At 31.8% G+C, this 17,143-nt stretch carries 15 protein-coding genes; 7 read left to right on the forward strand and 8 right to left on the reverse strand.

Annotated elements, in window-relative coordinates; genetic code table 11:
* Positions 1 to 11 precede the first annotated feature (11 nt).
* From ACS5L2_RS04090 to ACS5L2_RS04105, 4 genes are all read left to right on the forward strand, one after another.
* Entirely contained in the window at positions 12 to 965 is a 954-nt protein-coding gene (locus ACS5L2_RS04090; RefSeq protein ID WP_459202494.1) for a D-2-hydroxyacid dehydrogenase, read from the forward strand.
* Between the two features lie 41 nt (positions 966 to 1,006).
* The gene (locus ACS5L2_RS04095) at positions 1,007 to 2,200 is read left to right on the forward strand and encodes an ABC transporter permease (protein WP_459202495.1); all 1,194 of its coding nucleotides are present in this window, start codon (positions 1,007 to 1,009) and stop codon (positions 2,198 to 2,200) included.
* 129 nt (positions 2,201 to 2,329) lie between these two features.
* Positions 2,330 to 3,244 carry a hydroxymethylbilane synthase gene (gene hemC / locus ACS5L2_RS04100; protein WP_459202496.1) on the forward strand — a complete coding sequence of 305 codons (915 nt, stop codon included), beginning with the start codon at positions 2,330 to 2,332 and terminating at the stop codon, positions 3,242 to 3,244.
* A gap of 88 nt (positions 3,245 to 3,332) precedes the next feature.
* The gene (locus tag ACS5L2_RS04105; protein ID WP_459202497.1) at positions 3,333 to 5,006 is read left to right on the forward strand and encodes a tetratricopeptide repeat protein; all 1,674 of its coding nucleotides are present in this window, start codon (positions 3,333 to 3,335) and stop codon (positions 5,004 to 5,006) included.
* Positions 5,007 to 5,034: 28 nt separating this feature from the next.
* On the opposite strand, the gene ACS5L2_RS04110 is transcribed toward ACS5L2_RS04105, so the two are convergent.
* Positions 5,035 to 5,892 carry a methyltransferase domain-containing protein gene (locus ACS5L2_RS04110; protein WP_459202614.1) on the reverse strand — a complete coding sequence of 286 codons (858 nt, stop codon included), beginning with the start codon at positions 5,890 to 5,892 and terminating at the stop codon, positions 5,035 to 5,037.
* 376 nt (positions 5,893 to 6,268) lie between these two features.
* Between ACS5L2_RS04110 and ACS5L2_RS04115 the strand changes: the two genes are divergently transcribed.
* A complete protein-coding gene (locus ACS5L2_RS04115; protein WP_459202498.1) occupies positions 6,269 to 7,918 on the forward strand; it encodes an S-layer protein in 1,650 nt (549 codons plus the stop codon).
* A gap of 9 nt (positions 7,919 to 7,927) precedes the next feature.
* On the opposite strand, the gene cofG is transcribed toward ACS5L2_RS04115, so the two are convergent.
* Together cofG and nadC are read right to left on the reverse strand one after the other, a co-directional pair.
* On the reverse strand, positions 7,928 to 8,986 hold the full coding sequence (gene cofG, locus ACS5L2_RS04120) for a 7,8-didemethyl-8-hydroxy-5-deazariboflavin synthase subunit CofG (protein WP_459202499.1): 1,059 nt from the start codon (positions 8,984 to 8,986) through the stop codon (positions 7,928 to 7,930).
* Positions 8,987 to 9,009: 23 nt separating this feature from the next.
* Positions 9,010 to 9,849 carry a carboxylating nicotinate-nucleotide diphosphorylase gene (gene nadC, locus ACS5L2_RS04125; protein WP_459202500.1) on the reverse strand — a complete coding sequence of 280 codons (840 nt, stop codon included), beginning with the start codon at positions 9,847 to 9,849 and terminating at the stop codon, positions 9,010 to 9,012.
* 88 nt (positions 9,850 to 9,937) lie between these two features.
* Between nadC and ACS5L2_RS04130 the strand changes: the two genes are divergently transcribed.
* Positions 9,938 to 10,330, forward strand: a complete 393-nt coding sequence (locus ACS5L2_RS04130; protein ID WP_459202501.1) for an Rpp14/Pop5 family protein — start codon at positions 9,938 to 9,940, stop codon at positions 10,328 to 10,330.
* A 271-nt stretch (positions 10,331 to 10,601) separates the two neighbouring features.
* Here ACS5L2_RS04130 and serS read toward each other — a convergent pair whose 3' ends face one another.
* The 3 genes from serS to ACS5L2_RS04145 form a co-directional block, all read right to left on the reverse strand.
* Positions 10,602 to 12,146 (reverse strand): serine--tRNA ligase, encoded by a 1,545-nt coding sequence (serS, locus tag ACS5L2_RS04135; protein WP_459202502.1) that lies wholly within the window; start codon positions 12,144 to 12,146, stop codon positions 10,602 to 10,604.
* Positions 12,147 to 12,209: 63 nt separating this feature from the next.
* Positions 12,210 to 13,229, reverse strand: a complete 1,020-nt coding sequence (gene aksF / locus ACS5L2_RS04140; RefSeq protein ID WP_459202503.1) for a homoisocitrate dehydrogenase — start codon at positions 13,227 to 13,229, stop codon at positions 12,210 to 12,212.
* Positions 13,230 to 13,375: 146 nt separating this feature from the next.
* Complete coding sequence (locus tag ACS5L2_RS04145) at positions 13,376 to 13,744, reverse strand: hypothetical protein (RefSeq protein ID WP_459202504.1); 369 nt, start codon at positions 13,742 to 13,744, stop codon at positions 13,376 to 13,378.
* Between the two features lie 188 nt (positions 13,745 to 13,932).
* Here ACS5L2_RS04145 and ACS5L2_RS04150 point away from each other — a divergent pair, with 188 nt between their 5' ends.
* Positions 13,933 to 14,811, forward strand: coding sequence for an AIR synthase related protein (locus ACS5L2_RS04150; RefSeq protein WP_459202505.1), 879 nt, complete (start codon positions 13,933 to 13,935; stop codon positions 14,809 to 14,811).
* A 99-nt stretch (positions 14,812 to 14,910) separates the two neighbouring features.
* Here the strand turns inward: ACS5L2_RS04150 and ACS5L2_RS04155 are convergent, their stop codons facing one another.
* The gene (locus ACS5L2_RS04155; RefSeq protein ID WP_459202506.1) at positions 14,911 to 16,065 is read right to left on the reverse strand and encodes a tetratricopeptide repeat protein; all 1,155 of its coding nucleotides are present in this window, start codon (positions 16,063 to 16,065) and stop codon (positions 14,911 to 14,913) included.
* A 178-nt stretch (positions 16,066 to 16,243) separates the two neighbouring features.
* Positions 16,244 to 17,017, reverse strand: a complete 774-nt coding sequence (gene cbiQ / locus ACS5L2_RS04160) for a cobalt ECF transporter T component CbiQ (protein ID WP_459202507.1) — start codon at positions 17,015 to 17,017, stop codon at positions 16,244 to 16,246.
* Positions 17,018 to 17,143: the final 126 nt, after the last annotated feature.

Genomic DNA, 17,143 nt, shown 5'->3' on the forward strand with positions numbered 1-17,143 from the left:
AGTGATTTTTCATGAAAATAGTTGTACTTGATGGATACACCATGAATTCAGGGGATTTATCGTGGGAAGATTTAAAAAAACTCGGTGAACTCACCATTTATGATAGAACACCTGAATCAGAAGTAATTGAAAGAATTTCAGACTCCGAAATCGTCATTACAAACAAAGTAATCATTGGAAAAGAGGTCTTTGAAAAATGTAAAAACATAAAATATGTTGGAGTTACTGCAACTGGCTACAATGTTGTAGATACCAATTTAGCACAGGAACTTGGTGTAATTGTAACAAATGTTCCAGCATATTCAACCGATTCAGTAGCACAACTTGTGTTTTCATTTATTCTTGAACACTGCCAAAATGTTTCTAAATATTCTGACAGCGTAAAATCTGGTACTTGGGTAAATTCGAAAGACTTTTCATACAGGAAATTTCCTTTAATTGAACTTGCAGATAAAACTCTTGGAATAATTGGATTTGGAGCAATTGGAAAAAAAGTTGCAGAAATTGGAAATGCTTTTGGAATGAATGTACTTGTAAACACGAGGACTGTTTCAAACACACCTTTGAATGTTAAATTTGTATCAAAAGAAGAAATTTTTAAAAATTCCGATTTTTTAACACTACACTGCCCATTAAATGAAGAAACAACAGAAATTATCAATGAAAAAACACTTAATTTAATGAAAAAATCTGTATTTTTAATAAATACTGGAAGGGGCGGACTTGTTAATGAAAAAGCACTTTCTAATGCATTAAATGTTGGAAAAATTGCTGGAGCAGGTCTTGATGTACTTTCAACCGAACCTCCAAAAGAAGATAATCCTTTAATTAACGCTAAAAATACAATTATAACACCACACGTTGCTTGGGCATCTATTGGCGCGAGAGAAAGATTAATGAATGTAACCGTAAACAATGTAAAGTCATTTATCGAAGGAAATCCTATAAATGTTGTAAACAAATAATATATTTTCTTAAGCTTGATTTTAAGTCAGGGGATATCTTCATGAAGCTAACCGATGTCGTAAGTTTTGCAGGGCGAAACATAACCCAAAAAAAGACGCAAAGTTTTTTAACAATAATTGGCGTTGTTATCGGTATTTTAGCAATAGTCAGTTTGATTTCTCTCGGGTATGGTGTTCAAAATTACATAACCGGCGAAATTACGACTATTGGCGCAAATATTATTTCGGTTATTCCTTCACAAAATTTTGGAGGTCCGGCAGTTTCCAAAACGTTCAATGATAACGATGTTGATGCCGTAAAAAGTGTCAGGGGAGTTGATGAAGTTGTTGCTGTGTGGCTTGGCAGTTACGAACTTGAATATCGGGATCAATCTATTTATGGAAACATTCTCGTAGTTGAACCTTCAAAATTTACTTACGTATACTCAACAACGTGGGGTTATGAGCCATACAAAGGACGCTGGATTGAAGATACTGATAAATATTCCTGCATGATTGGATATGGACTTGCAACTAATTCTTTTGACAATGAAATAGATATTGGGGATAAAATAACGATAAATGGTACAAAATACAAAGTTATTGGAATACTCGAAGAAACAGGAAATCCTGCAACCGAAAATTCAGCTATTTTATCAAAAGATGTAGGCCAGGCACTTTTCGATATTGGTGACGAATATAACAGGATGATTGTGGCCGTAAAGTCTGGTGAGGATGTAATTCGAGTTTCAGAAGATATTCAAAAAGAAGTGGAAGATTCAAGAGGGGATGAAAACTTTTCAGTTTTAACTGCAGAACAGCTTGCAGAATCGATTAACAGTATTTTTAGTGTTTTAACAGTATTTTTAGTCGGTGTTGCAGGAATTTCATTACTCGTTGGAGCTGTAGGGATCTCAAACACGATGCACATGAGTATACTTGAAAGAAGAAAAGATATTGGAATATTAAAAGCACTTGGTGCAGAAAACACGACAATTCTTTCAATATTTGTTGTTGAAGCCGGATTTTTAGGCCTTTTTGGCGGACTTATTGGGACCATTATCGGAATACTAATTGCGAAAGCTGTTGAATACATTGCAGCAGCTGCAGGTTACGGCATTATAAAAGCGTGGATTTCATGGGAATTAATTATGGGAGTTTTAATATTCTCATTTGTAGTTGGAATTTTAAGCGGCTACTTCCCTGCAAGAAGCGGTGCAAAATTAAACCCTGTTGATACTTTGAGAGGGGAATAACTTTAAAAAATTAGGTAGAACAAAAGTAATAAGAATAAAATGCTCGAAAATAATAATAAACTTAAAAACTTAAAATTCAATTTTGATTTTAACATTTTTATTATATTTTAGTTATTTAGCGGTGAAATTTTGAAGGTAAGAATCGGAACAAGAGGGAGCAAGCTTGCAATGGTCCAAACTGAATATATTGCAGGTCTTTTAAATGAATTAGGTGTTGAAACAGAAATAATTATTGTTAAAACTACTGGAGATAAAGACCAGAACAAAAAACTTGCAGACTTAGGAATTGGCGTTTTTACAAAAGAACTCGACAACAAAATGCTCGAAAACGAAATTGATATTGCGGTGCACAGCTTAAAAGACGTTCCAACACTCTGGAGTGAAGAATTACAGATTACTGCAACTCCAAAACGGGAAAGTCCTGATGATATTATAATCTGGAGAAAAGATAGTAATTTTGATATCGAACATGATGAATTAAATGTCGGAACTTCGAGCATTAGAAGAACTTCCTTTTTACAGTTTACACATCCAAACCTAACGCCTAAGCTTTTAAGGGGAAATGTTGCAACAAGAATTGATAAATTAAGAAATGGAGAATACGATACAATCATAATGGCAAAAGCAGGGCTTATACGGCAAGGTATTGATTTATCCGAATTTAATTACAAAAAACTTGAAATATTGCCAGCACCTGCTCAAGGCGTGATTGGTGTTGCTTCAAGAAAAACTGATGCGAAAATAAACCAGATTTTAGAAAAAATTTGTGATAAAAAGACATATATAGAAGCTACTGCTGAGAGATGGGCTTTAAAAGAATATGGTGGCGGATGTCAGGCACCTTTTGGAGCTTTTGCAGTTTATGACACGGAAGAAGGAATTTTAAACTTAAGATGTGAACTTGTAGAAGAACAAGGCACAATAAAACGGGTAAAATCAAATGAAGGATTTATATTCTGTACTACCGATGATGTTGAACTTTCAAAGGAACTCGGTGCAAGAGTCGGCGCATTATTTAAAGAAGTCGAAACTTTTACTTATTAATTCTTTTTTCTTTTTTTTAAAAATTCAGAGAAAGTTTTAAATTATTTAAAGTTTAATTTATTTTAATTGTAATTATCGAGGGATTTTTATGGCAGATTATAACAATGCAGTAGTTTTCTACGATACTGACGGGATTGAATATTCAAAACAGATTAAAAAAACGCTTGAAAGGGGTTTTGAAAGAGAGTGTTTTTTAATAAACTTGGATACTCGTGAAAATACGCTTTCAAAAATCAATACGGCACTGAAAACAAGTAAATATATTATATTTTTGTTTAGTTCGATGTATCCTAACGAGCAGATGTTAAGCGAAGCAAAAACTGCATTTAATTCCGATAAACAGATAATTTCTTTGAAATTAATTGATAAAAGTATAAAAAATCAGATTTCGATTCACCAGTCTGACTTTGAAGATAATTATACGCTTTCAAAAAAAGTGAACGAGGACCTTGAAAAACTTAAAAAAATGGAAAATAAAGGCACTGATTTTTTAGAATCTTTGATTTCATTTAACATGGGAAATATTTATTTTAATTTTGGAAAATATGACGAAGCCATGAGATGCTACAAAAAAGCCGTGAAAATAATACCTGATTTTGTAGATGCATTAAATAACTTTAATTCGCTTTCAAACATGAAATTGTCAGACATGGAACCTAAATCGGTTTCATATAAAGATACCCGAATTGATGAATTAGTACCAGACATATTTTCAAATTCTGTTTCGGAAGAATCAAAAGAACCAGAAGACTCCCAAAAATACGTAAGTCTCGAACCTGAAGAGCTTGAAGACCTTATTTTAGAAGGAGAAATTGGATCAGGAATTGAAGAAGAGTCTGTTGAAGAAATAGATGTTGAAATGCCAGTAGAAGAAATAATTAGTACTGAGAAAGATTTAGACGAAAATATTGAATCTAATGAAATAGAACCCGATATTATAAAAGAACCGGTTTTAGAAGATAGTTTTGAAAATATTGAGGAAAATATCGAAATTAACAAGGAAGAAAATTTAGAATCTTTTTTAGAAAAAAATATCGAAGAAGATAATTTAAAAGAACTTGAAAGTGAGATCGAAGAACCAGAAATTGAAGAAAGCTTTGAAATAATTCCCGAAATTGAAGAAGTAATTGAAGATTTTGAAAATAATTTAGAAGAGTCTGTTGAAGAAATCGAAGATAAAAATGAAGAAGACTTAGAAACTCTTGAAGAATTATTGGATGGAGCTGATGAAAACGAAATAATTGAAAAACAGGACAATAAAATAACCGATACCGGATTTACTGAAGTTTTAAATTTTGCAAACACGCTTTATGAATCAGGCGATTTTACAGCTGCTGAAGCAGAATACAAAAAAGCAATAGCTTTGAACCCAAATCATTCCGAAACACATAACAATTACGGGTGCCTTTTAGAATATCTTGAAAAATATGCTGAAGCAGAATTTGAATTTAGAAAAGCGGTTGAATTGGATGTTTCAAATTCAAAAGCTCACAACAATCTTGCAACGCTTTTGGCAAAATCTGAAAAATATCTCGAAGCAGAAGAACACTACAAAAAAGCAATTGAAATTGATCCAAATTACTGGGGTGCAATTTATAATTTAGGAGCAATGTATGCAACATTAAAACGATACGACGACGCAATTTTCCAGGTTAAAACAATGATTAAAATATTCCGCTCTGAAGGAAATATTAAAGAAGTTTTAGAATTGAAAAAACTCATAAAACATTTAAAAAAATTAAAACTCCAAAATTGTAATTAATTTAGATTTTTAACACTTTTGAATAATGTTAAATATCATGTTCCTTTTTCCACAAAACCATCGCTTCTTTTGAATTTTTTTCAAATCTCCAAGAATCTTCTGTTTTAGTTAATTCTTGAGATAATATCTCTTTTATTTTTAAATAATCATCATCAATTAGTTTAAGTTCTCCACGGGCCTTAAATCTATCTAAATAATGATTGACAGCTTCATCAAGTGTTTCAAAAGTCTGTAAAAATGGTTTTTCGGTTATTTTAACATCTGCGTATATTCCAAGCTGGTAAAGAATATTGTATATTAAAATGTATGTTAAGCCGTATTCTTTTCTTTCGGGGTCATTTTTCAAAATGACCTGACCAATCTTTTGGTAAATTTCCCTCCAGGCCTGGCGGGTCCCAAATGTCAAAATACAGCAGTATTTTTCTGCATAGTTATTCATTTTTTTAAGGGCACTTTCCATATCATCTACCCCGAGGGAATATGATGAAAAGACGATATCGGGTTTAAAACTACAATCTAATTTAAAATCATCCCATCTTTTGTTTATAATATTTATATTGTCAATTTCTTCTTCTTTCATCCTATTTTTTAAAATATCAATCATTCCAGTAGACTGTTCTACAACCGTGATTTCTCCAACCTCTTTTGAAAGGGGTATCGTGTAAGTTCCAGGTCCTGGCCCAATTTCTAAAATAGACGTATTTTTATTAATATCAAAAGCATTTTTAAAATATTCAACATTTTTTTCAATTCTTTCATTTTTATTTAAAACATTTTTAGCGTAATTTTTTGAAAAAGAATCCCAAAAGTTTTTTGATTCCTTTTCAGACTTAAATTGCGTTTTTGCATGGTTTTTCCGGTAGTATTCTGCCCAGTCTATTTCGATAGTATCAACCCCCGTTTACAATAAGTATGATTATTTACTCAATATATATTACGATATGCCGTATAAATATGTTACACCATAATCATTTTCCAAAATATTGGCAACCCTAAAAAACTATATAATATGTTAAAGTATATTAATTACTATTTTATTAAAAAAGTAACATAATATAATTACCATATGCTAAAGGTGAAAACTGATGAAAGAATTTAACTCTATTTCATGAAGTATTTATGACCAAAAAATATGATTTATTTTTAAAAATTTATTAAATAAATCATAAAATTTAAATATTATTCATAAGTATTACATTTAATCAGAATAGACATATTAATTATGACTATTTTTAAAAAACTATTAAAAAACAGGTGAATAAATGGCAATTAGTATTAAAAAAATAATTAGCATCGGTTTGGGTGGCTTGATGCTCGGTTCAACATTTTGTTCAAGTGCTTTTGCAGTAGAAAAAGTTGGGGATGTAGATTCTTTTGTTTCAGATATTGTTTCGACCGATAATTCAAATGTTGATATTATTGTTGGTTCAAATTCAGTAGCTTCAGACGTTGTATCTGCTGCAAATATTGCAGCAAAAATTGGATCATTATCTTTTTTAGAAAACGAGGGAACTTCTTCTGCAACGTTATCCGTCAGTGCATCCGCAAGTTCTGATGATTTCGACCTTTTAAATGATGATGCAGGTGACGATTCCATTAACTTTACTTCAAATGGAAATGGACTTTTCATTGCCTGTGCAGACGGTGATTGTGCTGACGCTTTAGCAGATAATTCATATTATGACGATTCAACAGGTCTTGATGCAGATAATGGGGCAAAGTCACTTGGTAAACTATCAACATTATCCTCAGTTGATGATACTGACCCCTCAGACTGGTTTAACAGTGATGACGATGCTTATGAATTTTTATTTGCAAGATTGACAAATGACAGTAATGAATGGAATATAAATAAAGAGGGGTTAACTTACGCAGTTCTTTCCTTTGCTGATGATGCTTCTTCCTTTGACAACATAACAACACTTTGCCCCGGAAAAAGAATTCCATTTATGGGTGAAGAATGGGTTATTATCGGCATGAGTGCTGATAAAGATTCATTTGCTCTCGGAAAAGAAGTTTACGATGGAGTAATTAAAGAAGGTGAATCATATACACTTGGCAACGGATATGAAGTTAAAATTTTAAGTATTATTCAAAGTTTGGCAGACGAAGATGATACATGTAAGGTGCAAGCTCAGCTATTAAAAGATGGTAAAGTTATAACTGAAGTATTTGACAGCCCAAAATTAAACATGTGTTCAAATGGAATTGGAGTAAGAATTAACAGCGCATGGCAAAATGTGGGTTCTGATTATGGTTACGCAGAACTTGTAATTGTTGATAACATGAAGTGTTTATATCTCGGGGAAGAATATATTCCAGACTGGGAAACTTACGGAATTTTAAAAGTTGGAAATACATTGGAGTACACCGATGATTTTAAAAGCTTTGAATACGGGCAGAAAAAAGTCGGACTTGCTTTAAAATATGTCGGAGATGATTTAGAAGATATCAGTTCTGGCGATGAAATAAGTATTGCAAATTATGGAACATTTACCTTCGATGATGAGGATGAAGACGATAAATTGAGTGTATTCTTTGAAATGAACGAAGAAAAAGAAGTTAGTATAATTGAAAACCAGAAAGTAAATGTCTTAAATGCGGAAATTATCGCAAACGAAATATCTACTGAAAATGAAAAATCTGTAACTGTAAATGCTCCAGTAGTTAAATTGGACACTGAAACTTCAATGGAATCTTCAGAAAATCCATTAATATTGATTGGAGGACCAGTTGTAAATTCAGTAACTAAAGAATTAACAAGTGCAGGTTTAATTACAATTGATGGTGAATCCCTTGCAACTTTAGCAGTAGTTTCTGATGCAGCAAACGGATACGATGTATTAGTTGTTGCTGGTGGTGACAGAAGCGCTACAACGGAAGCTGCAAATGCTTTAATTGCAATGATTTAAAAAAATAAATTATTTTTTAATTTTTTCTAAAATTTTTTTATTTAACCATTCTTCTGTAATATATTTTTCATAAACTGGAAGCCTTTCTTTTAACTTAAATCCAAGCTCTTTTGAAAAACTGTTCAATTCTTCAATATCAGGCCATGGAGCTTCGGGGTTTACAAAGTCTTTTGTTAATGGGGAAACTCCTCCCCAGTCATCAATTCCCGCCATTAAAAATAGCTGTCCGGTTTCCCGATTTAAATTTGGTGGAACCTGAATTGAAATATCGGTTAAAATTAATTTTGAAAGAATTATCATTTTAAACATTTCGATAGGGCTTGGTTCTTTGCAATTTTCCATCGGAATTCCGGGTTTTAATCTAAAATTTTGAACAATTACTTCCTGAATGTGTCCATACTTTTCATGAATTCGTTTAATCTCAAATATGGAGTTAACCCGTTCTTCAAGTGTTTCTCCAATTCCAATTAATATTCCGGTAGTAAATGGAATTTTTAATTTTCCAGCATTTTCGATCATTTCAATTCTTAATTTAGGGTCTTTTCCAGGACTCTTTTCATGTGCAATAGTCCCGCATAATCGTTCACTCGAATTTTCAAGCATCAAACCCATTGAAGCGTTTACTTCCCTTAAGTATTTGAGTTCATCGTAAGATAAAATACCACAGTTAGTGTGTGGTAAAAGGTTCGTGTTTTCAAGGCACCACGCACTTATTTCATAAAGATATTCTAAAATTCCAGAATATCCCATTTTTTTCAATTCTTCTTTTACTTTCTCGTTTTCATCAACATTTTCTCCAAAAGTAAAAAGTGCTTCCCTGCATCCAAAAGCATCTGCTTTAATTAAAATTTCCTTCATTTCGTCCATTTTTAGTAATTTAAAGTTTTCAGCCCTAAATGTACAGTATCCACAGACGTTTCTACACCAGTTACAAACAGGAATAAATGCATTTTTTGAAAAAGTAATAGTTTTAGAAGAATTTTGTGTATTAATTTGTTCTAATTTTTCCAAAATGGAGTTTATTGAATTTGATTTTAAAAAATCCAATGCTTCATTTCTTGTTATCATTTAAATCCCCAAATTAAAGTAGTTTAAAGTAAATCAAGTCCGATATCAACAGAAGTGGCCGAATGAATTAATGAACCCATTGAAATAACGTCTACATTATATTTCGCATAGTTTTTAACGTTATTTTCATTTATTCCGCCGCTGAGTTCAATTTTAGGCTTAAATCCAGTTTTCTGTTCAAATTCTGAAACGATATTTAGTGCAGTTTCTATATTTTTAAATTCAAAATTATCAAGAAGTATTATATCAGGCTTATATTCAATTACTTTTTTCAACTGGTCGAGAGTGTCCACTTCTACTTCAATTTTTTTAGAAAAGCTTAATTTTTCTACTCTTTTAAAGCATTCTTCAATTCCAACTGCTTGAATGTGGTTATCTTTAATCATTACCATGTCATCAAGCCTGAATCTGTGAGTATCTCCACCACCAACAAATATGGCATACTTTTCAATCATCGAAAGAAGGGGGTGTGTTTTTCTCGTTGCTGCAATTTTTACAGTTTTATTAATTTCTCTTACTTCGTTAATTATTCTGTTAGTTTTAGTTGAAATTCCAGATAAATGCATTAAAAAGTTTAAAGCAGTCCGTTCAATTGTTATTATTGTTTTTGTGTTTCCCCTAACTTTTAAAAAAGGTCCAATAACTTTGTCCCCTTCATTTACCAATTGGGTACAGGTTAATCCGTTTTTTTCCATAAATTCAATTACAAAATCAATTCCGCAGATTATAGATTCTTCCTTGGCAACAAAAACTGCTTCTGATTCCTGATTTTTTGGAATCATTAATTCTGTTGTTAAGTCCCCAAAACCAACATCATAATCGAGTGATTCTTCTAATATTCTTAAAGCATGATTTTTCAACACGGTAATCACCAAGTTTTTATAACTGGCCTAATTATTATAAATATTGCGTTTATTATTTTTATTTTAGTATATATAGGAGAAATACACGATGTTAAAAACACTGCCTCCAACATTAAGGGAGAAAAAACGGTACGTTGCACTTGAAATTATTTTTGAAGATGAACTACTTCAAAAAGAAGTAATTGCAATTGTTAGAAATGCTTTAATGAATTATTCTGGGGTTTTGGGCTGTTCAAAGACGAACCCGTGGTTAATTGATTATAACCACCCATACGGAATCCTTAGAATTTCAAGAGAAGAAGTTGATAATTTAAGAAGTTCGCTTAGTTTAACCAATGAACACAAAAAAAAGCCAATAAATATACACATAATCGGAATTTCAAACTCTGTAAAACATATTCGTGAGAAGTTCTTACACGTGCCCCACGAACCGTACTATAAAGTTATACAAAAACTTAAAAAAAGGGCCCAAAAAAAGTAATTTAAGTTATGCCTCAGATGTAGCGGCCCAAAACCAAAAAGTACTCCATACAGAGATTCCAACGACTGCCAATGATATAAATATCGTGTCGTAGCAGCCAAGAGCTGTATTTATCACGTAGTTTAAATCCACAATATTCACCCCCCAGTGACATATTGTACTGTGTATATTATTGTATAAAATATTACTCCTTAAAAAAACTATTTTTTGTACGTTAATAGTCTAAAAAGTCGATAATATCGAGTAAAAAAAGATTTAATGGATATTTGGATTATGGCCAAGTTATTAGTTTAGGGATTTCAGGCATTTTTCCAACTTTTTTCTGAATCATTTCAGGCCAGTCTTCACAGTTGTAGCCATACTGTGCTAAAAATCCAACTACCCATCTTGTTAACCCGTAACCTGTACATCCTGTCCATACTTTTCTATCTTTGTAATCTTTAATTCCAAATCCTTCTACAAAGTGTGTTCCGTGGATATTTGCTGAAGTTACTGCAACACCCTTTCTTTCTTCTTTAACATGTGGTAACCAGAGTCTCATTTCGTATTTTGGAACATCTGGGAATTCAATTCCCCTATCTTCTGATTTTCTGCCTTCAAGATAGAATGGGTCATCTCCAACTTCGGTCCAGTATTCTAAATCTAATTTTTCTGCTAAATTTTCAGCGTATTTTAAGGTATCGTCCCTTGTTTTTTCTACAAATTCGGGGGTACCCATCCATACACATTCTCCCCTTAAAAACTCGTTTACCCTGTCAAGACCTTTAGCTCCACCGCCTTCCCACCTGTAAGTCCAGCCGCTTTTATCAAAGAATTTTGAAGGATTATCTACATCAACTAATTCGTGGTCAAAGAATGTGTAGAATGGTTCGCACTGTGCAGGTGCTAAAACGTATGCAGGGTCCCTTAACAAAGTTTTCAATTTTTCAATTGGAATCTCTTTTTTAATCATCATTTCATTTACAAAATCCTGAAACATTTCAGGTTCCCTTTTTGGAGGACATACATAGTACATTCCTTCTGGAAGCCCTTCTAAATATCTCATTTTATACATTATGTCTAATGGAATTAATTTTGGGAATAAGCATTCATCAAATCCTATTTTTTCAATACATTCTTCAACAATCAAACTTTCAAATGCCCTGAATAATTTTGCCATTGGGGCTGTGTAAAACCACTGACCTCTTCCAGGGAATTTTTTTACCCATCCGTAGGGTTCTGCTAAGTCTGTTGGGTCTGTATCAAATGCAATTTCTCTTTTTGCTTTGTAGTCTGAAACAATTGTTCCAGGTGCAATTTTACATACTTCAAAAGTCAAATCCCGTTCTTGTTTATCGAGTTCATTTTTAACGAATTTAATAGCTCTATCAATTATATTTCGTTTTAATTCTCCATCGCCTAAATTTTCAAAGACGATGTTGATTTTTTCGCCTTCTAATTCAACTTCACATTCTGGAACTTTTAATCCTTTCAATTCGCTAACTTTTGAAGGCTCTGCAGTAATTGTTACAACGTATTTATCGATTGCAACATCCCTGATACCAATCTGGTGTTTCCTTCCAACTTTTTCCATGATTGGTTTTTTTAATCTCACGATGCCTTCGTGTGCTCTCGTGTATGTTCCTGAAGTCATCTTAAGCTTTAAATCTTTTCCATCAAAGCAATACCCTTCAATTCTTGAAGCTTCATTTTCTTTACCTTCCGGAACACCTTTTAAGAAAATATCCCTGTTTTCTAAAACTTCGATAATATCCTTTTGTGTCTCTTCTTCGACATCTTTGCTGAATATTATTCTCCCGTCAAGTTCAAATCTCATGAAAATCACCGAATCAATTTACAGATAATGTGTTTACTTAATAGTTTTTAAATTTTAGTATGCTCACTGAACCATTTGAGATTTTATTGATTCAATGATTTTGTCTGTAACTTCAAAAGTTTTCAGGTTTCCCCCAAGGTCTGGAGTTAAATAATTACATTCAACCGTTTTTTTAACTGCATTTCTTATGTACTGTGCTTCTTCATTCATTTTCAAATAGTCGAGCATCATTGCAGAACTTAATATTGTTGCAATAGGATTTGAAATTCCTTTTCCAGCAATATCTGGTGCAGAACCATGAACTGGCTCGAATAATCCGTTTTTATCGCCAATATTTGCCGAAGGAGACATTCCAAGTCCGCCAATAAGTCCCGCAGCTTCATCAGATAAAATATCTCCAAATAAATTAGTTGTAACCATAACATCAAACATCTGCGGATTTCTAATCAAATACATCGCTGTTGCATCAATTAAATAATCATCAGATTTTATCCCTAATTTTTCGTAATGTTTAGATATCTCTTCAAAAACTTCTAAGAATAATCCATCGGTAATTCTTAAAACGTTTGCTTTGTGAATACACGACACTTTTTTCCTGTTATTCTGAACCGCATAATCAAAAGCGAATTTTACAATTCTTGAACTTCCAAATTTAGAAATAATTCTCTCAGCAATTGCAACTTCGTTTTTTTCGTCGTAATATTCTTTTTTTACATAGAGTCCTTCGGTATTTTCTCGAATTATAACAAAATCAAGATTATCAAAGTTATATGTTGGCCTAATATTTGCATAAAGGTCAAGTTCTTTTCTTAAAGTTAATATTGGACTTCTATATGGTTTATTTTTTAATTCTGTTGGTTTTGGGGTAGTAACTGACCCAAAAAGAATAGAATCAGATTCTTTTGCAATATTGATTGTGTTTTCAGGTATTGCATCTCCGCATCTTTTAAAACATTCGTAGCCTGCGTGTGTTTGAATGAATTCAAAGTCAGAAATTTCATTTAAAACTCGCACTGTTTCTGGAACTACTTCGTTTCCAATACCGTCCCCATTAATTACACAAATTTTGGGAGTGTTTCTCATAAAACCACCAAAAAATTCGCACCTTATTATCTAATTTATGTAGAGATACAATATGCCTTAAATATATAAAAATACTGTGCAAAACTAAATAAATTTTAAAAATACTTTGAAAATATTTTAAAATACATATGTTAAATTTTTTTTATTTATTCATCATAAGGCCTTATCTTTTTAATTAATTTTTTAACTTCCGCAATTTTTTCGTTAATTTCGTTTTGTTCAAATTTTAATGATTCATCAGCTTTAGATAAGAGCTCATTGTGTTCAGTGAATAAATAATCTTCATATAACCTTAATTCATCCCAGATTATTTCTTCAAGCTCTTCTTCTCCAAAATCTTCTAAAAATTCTTCATTTTCAAGAGCATAAAGTGCGGTTCTGCACGAATCGTTTCTTCCAATATACATATCTTCAGAATAAATAAAAAGTTCAGGATCAACGTCTTTTGAAATTGATTCCGCTCTTTTCAAAACCAATTTTACAAGTTCAAGTTCATTTTTATTAAATTTTACCATGATGCACCTTTTTCCGATTTTACAATCAAACTTGAAATAATATTATTAACTTAACTAAACATTGACTTGATATTTTAAAAGGAATGTTTATATAAAAACAACCCATATTTTGAAACTATATTTACTGATAAGTAGAAATTCTTTTTAATTTATTAATTTGCATGATTTATATAATTTTAAGTGAGAACATGGAAAATATCGAGTATGAAATTAACTATGCAATAGAACACATGATGGAAAACAATTATCCAAGAAAAGAACTTTGGAACATGGATTTAAAAGTCCCTGGTTTATTAAGCGGAATTAGGGCAGGAGATGATGGGGTAGTTGTTGAAAAATCAGTCTACAACATGGAAGGCCCATATCCTTTAATATTAGGCTCAAAAACCGCACTTATCCACACTACCTGTGATATCGTTGCAATGGGTGCAAAACCGCTTTATGCGATGGATGCAATTCAGGCTGCAAATGAAGAAGAAATTGAAATTGCAATAGATGGATTAAAAAAACAGTCACTTGGCCTTGATATTCCAATAATTGGCGGAAACACGCAAACAATCGAGTCATTGAAATCCTGTATGAGTGTTGTTGTTTTTGGAGAACTTGTTTCAGATAATTTTGTTCGAGATTCTGGTTCAAAAGATGGGGATGTAATGTTAATGCTTGGACACGCCGTAGAAGGAGAAATCGGAGAGAGAATTCAAAAAGCGAAGAATAAATTCGATACCTTTTTAAAAATTTTAGAAAGTGATATTGAAGTTCACGCCTGTAAAGATGCTTCAAGAGGGGGCTGGCTCTGTAACATTTTAGAAATGCTTTTGAAAGCTCAACATGGTGTTGAAATAACCGGACTTCCATATCCAAGAGCTACAAGATACCTTGGAACGTATTTAGTAAGTGTTCCTGAAGAAGAAGTCCCAAATATTTTAGAAATTGCAATTAAAAACCGGTGTCCGGTAACTCCTTTTGGACGGGTAACTTCAGAAAAAGTTCTTAAAATGGGAAATAAAGAATATATCAACAAAGAAGAAATGAATGAACTTATAAAAAATTTCCCCTACAAATAATACAAATAATATTATATTTTTAACATTTTTTAATTAAAAATTACTTTTAAAAAAAGAAAATTATTGTTCTGTTAAAAACTTGAATTTTCAGCCCTATTTTTAAGATAGTTTTGAATGCTCGAGTTTTACTGCGTTTTCGTATGCTTCTTTTGAATATTCTTCTTTTCCAATGGTCTTGTAAACTTTAGAAAGCTGCATCCAAAAGTCTGAAACATTTTTATTTATTGTTATTGCTTTTTTGTAGCAGTCTATTGCTTCATAGTGCCTTTCCAAAATATCTAAAATATATCCCTTGTAACACCAAGCTTTTGCATACCCGTTATCCTTATCTAATGCTTTTTCCATAAATTCGAGTCCTTTATTATAATTTTTCAATTTAACGTAAGTTTTACCAAGTTTTACGAGTATTGATGGATTCAGTGGATTTCTTTCATTTGCAAGTTCGAAATAATAAAGAGCTGTTTCATATTCTTTATTATCGTAATATAAAAGCCCGACTCTACACCAAGGTTCGTGGCTATTTATATGTTTTTCAAGGATTTCTGTATATAAGCCAAGTGCTTCGTTAGTTTTTCCAAGTTTTCTTAAAGCATCCCCTTTCGAAAGGGTTACTTCAAAATCGTTTTTGTGTTCGGATAAGTACATATCGTAAAATTGCATTGCTTTTTCGTATCTTTTAACAGTATAAAATGCATTTCCGATATTTTTCCACACTTCTGTGTCATAGGGACTTATTTTTAAGACTTTTTCATAAATTTCAAGGGCTTCATCAAATTTTCTAAGTCCCACAAGTGCAGTTCCTTTTTTTGCAAGGACTTCTTTGTGTTTTGGATTTTTTTCTAAAATTTTATTGTATTCTAAAAGTGCTTCCTCAAATTTACCTGTTTTAAGGTATGCATCACCTAAAAGTTCAACAAGCTTATCATCAGATTTAGAAACGTTTTTTAAAATCTCAAACGATTCATTAAATAGTTCTAATGAGTTTAAAAGCATGGTGTAACTTTTTATTATTTCTACATCATCTGGACGCAGTGATAGTGCTTTTTCATATGAATCCTGAGCAAGTTTTGATTTGTGGAGCATTTGGTATGCATTTCCTTTAAAATACCATGCATCAGGATTTTCTGAAGCTACACCAATGGTTTTATTAAAATATTCTATGGCTTTTTGATATTTACCTTTATTATAAAGGTCGATACCCTTTTCAAGCAGCTTTTTTGGTTCCTTAGATTCGAAAATTGACAACAGTCCCATATTACGCCTTTTTAAATTTCTATAGTAATACTTTTGAAGGTTTATATTTATTTAACTTTTTATTTATTAATAAATACATTCTTAATTATTAAAATATGCCCTTAAATTGAGTATTATGTTCTCAGGGTAGAGGCATAATACAAATTTTAAAAATGGTTAAAAATTAGTATAATTATCCCTAAAATTTAAAAGAAACAATCCCGATGGATAAAACTAACGTAGTTGTAGATAAAAACAAAACGTCGTTAAATCCAATTTTTTGGCTGAGTGTTTTAATACAAGAGTCTTTTGAATATCCTCTTGAAAGCATTCCTAAATAGGTTCTTTCGCCCTGTTCATACGATTTTAAGAAAACAAGGCCAATTAAAGACCCAAATGCATTTAAAAGCTGTTTATAACTTAAATTTTTCCGGTTAATTGCTCTTGATTTTTGGGCCTTTAGAGTAGATTCTAAGACATCAAACATCACGAACAAGTATCTAATCATCATTCCAAGAAGCGTAGACATAATACTCGGAAGTCCTAGTCTTTTTCCAGCATTTATTACCTCATACATGGGCGTTGTTGAGGACAATAACACCACGGAAGTTACAGATACTAAGAACTTTAAAAATAATGAAATTCCAAAGTCTAAACCTTCACAATATACTGGAAGCATTCCTAAATAAAATATTATTGATTCTCCCCGTATAAATGGTTGAAATAATGCGATGAATCCACCAAATGGCAGTATCATTACGATTCTTTTCAGTAAATTTGAAATAGGAATTTTTGAAAAGAGCATTACAAATAACATGTAAATTTCCATTAAAATCATTAAATAAACATTGTTAAAAATTGTTGCAGTCAAAACTACGGAGAAAACAAATATTAATTTAACCCTCGCATCTATTTTATGAAGCGGACTTTCAACAAATGCATCTCGTTCCAAACTGTGAATTGACCCGTGCAAAGATTTAACCTGCCGTAAATTTTTTGAATTTTAATTATTACATTATTCGTTAAATGATTATGTAGTATTATTAATTTAAAATAGTTCTTAATGTATAAAAACTCTTTCATATGCTTTGGAAATACT

The sequence above is a fragment of the Methanococcus mangrovi genome, assembly GCF_054506835.1.

Excerpts from the sequence above, each read along its gene's own strand:
- ACS5L2_RS04115 (WP_459202498.1), top strand. The coding sequence starts at position 6,269 with ATGGCAATTAGTATTAAAAAAATAATTAGCATCGGTTTGGGTGGCTTG.
- ACS5L2_RS04095 (WP_459202495.1), top strand. The coding sequence starts at position 1,007 with ATGAAGCTAACCGATGTCGTAAGTTTTGCAGGGCGAAACATAACCCAA.
- serS (WP_459202502.1), bottom strand. The coding sequence starts at position 12,146 with ATGAGATTTGAACTTGACGGGAGAATAATATTCAGCAAAGATGTCGAA.
- cofG (WP_459202499.1), bottom strand. The coding sequence starts at position 8,986 with ATGATAACAAGAAATGAAGCATTGGATTTTTTAAAATCAAATTCAATA.
- ACS5L2_RS04155 (WP_459202506.1), bottom strand. The coding sequence starts at position 16,065 with ATGGGACTGTTGTCAATTTTCGAATCTAAGGAACCAAAAAAGCTGCTT.
- ACS5L2_RS04130 (WP_459202501.1), top strand. The coding sequence starts at position 9,938 with ATGTTAAAAACACTGCCTCCAACATTAAGGGAGAAAAAACGGTACGTT.
- ACS5L2_RS04090 (WP_459202494.1), top strand. The coding sequence starts at position 12 with ATGAAAATAGTTGTACTTGATGGATACACCATGAATTCAGGGGATTTA.
- ACS5L2_RS04105 (WP_459202497.1), top strand. The coding sequence starts at position 3,333 with ATGGCAGATTATAACAATGCAGTAGTTTTCTACGATACTGACGGGATT.
- aksF (WP_459202503.1), bottom strand. The coding sequence starts at position 13,229 with ATGAGAAACACTCCCAAAATTTGTGTAATTAATGGGGACGGTATTGGA.
- ACS5L2_RS04145 (WP_459202504.1), bottom strand. The coding sequence starts at position 13,744 with ATGGTAAAATTTAATAAAAATGAACTTGAACTTGTAAAATTGGTTTTG.
- ACS5L2_RS04150 (WP_459202505.1), top strand. The coding sequence starts at position 13,933 with ATGGAAAATATCGAGTATGAAATTAACTATGCAATAGAACACATGATG.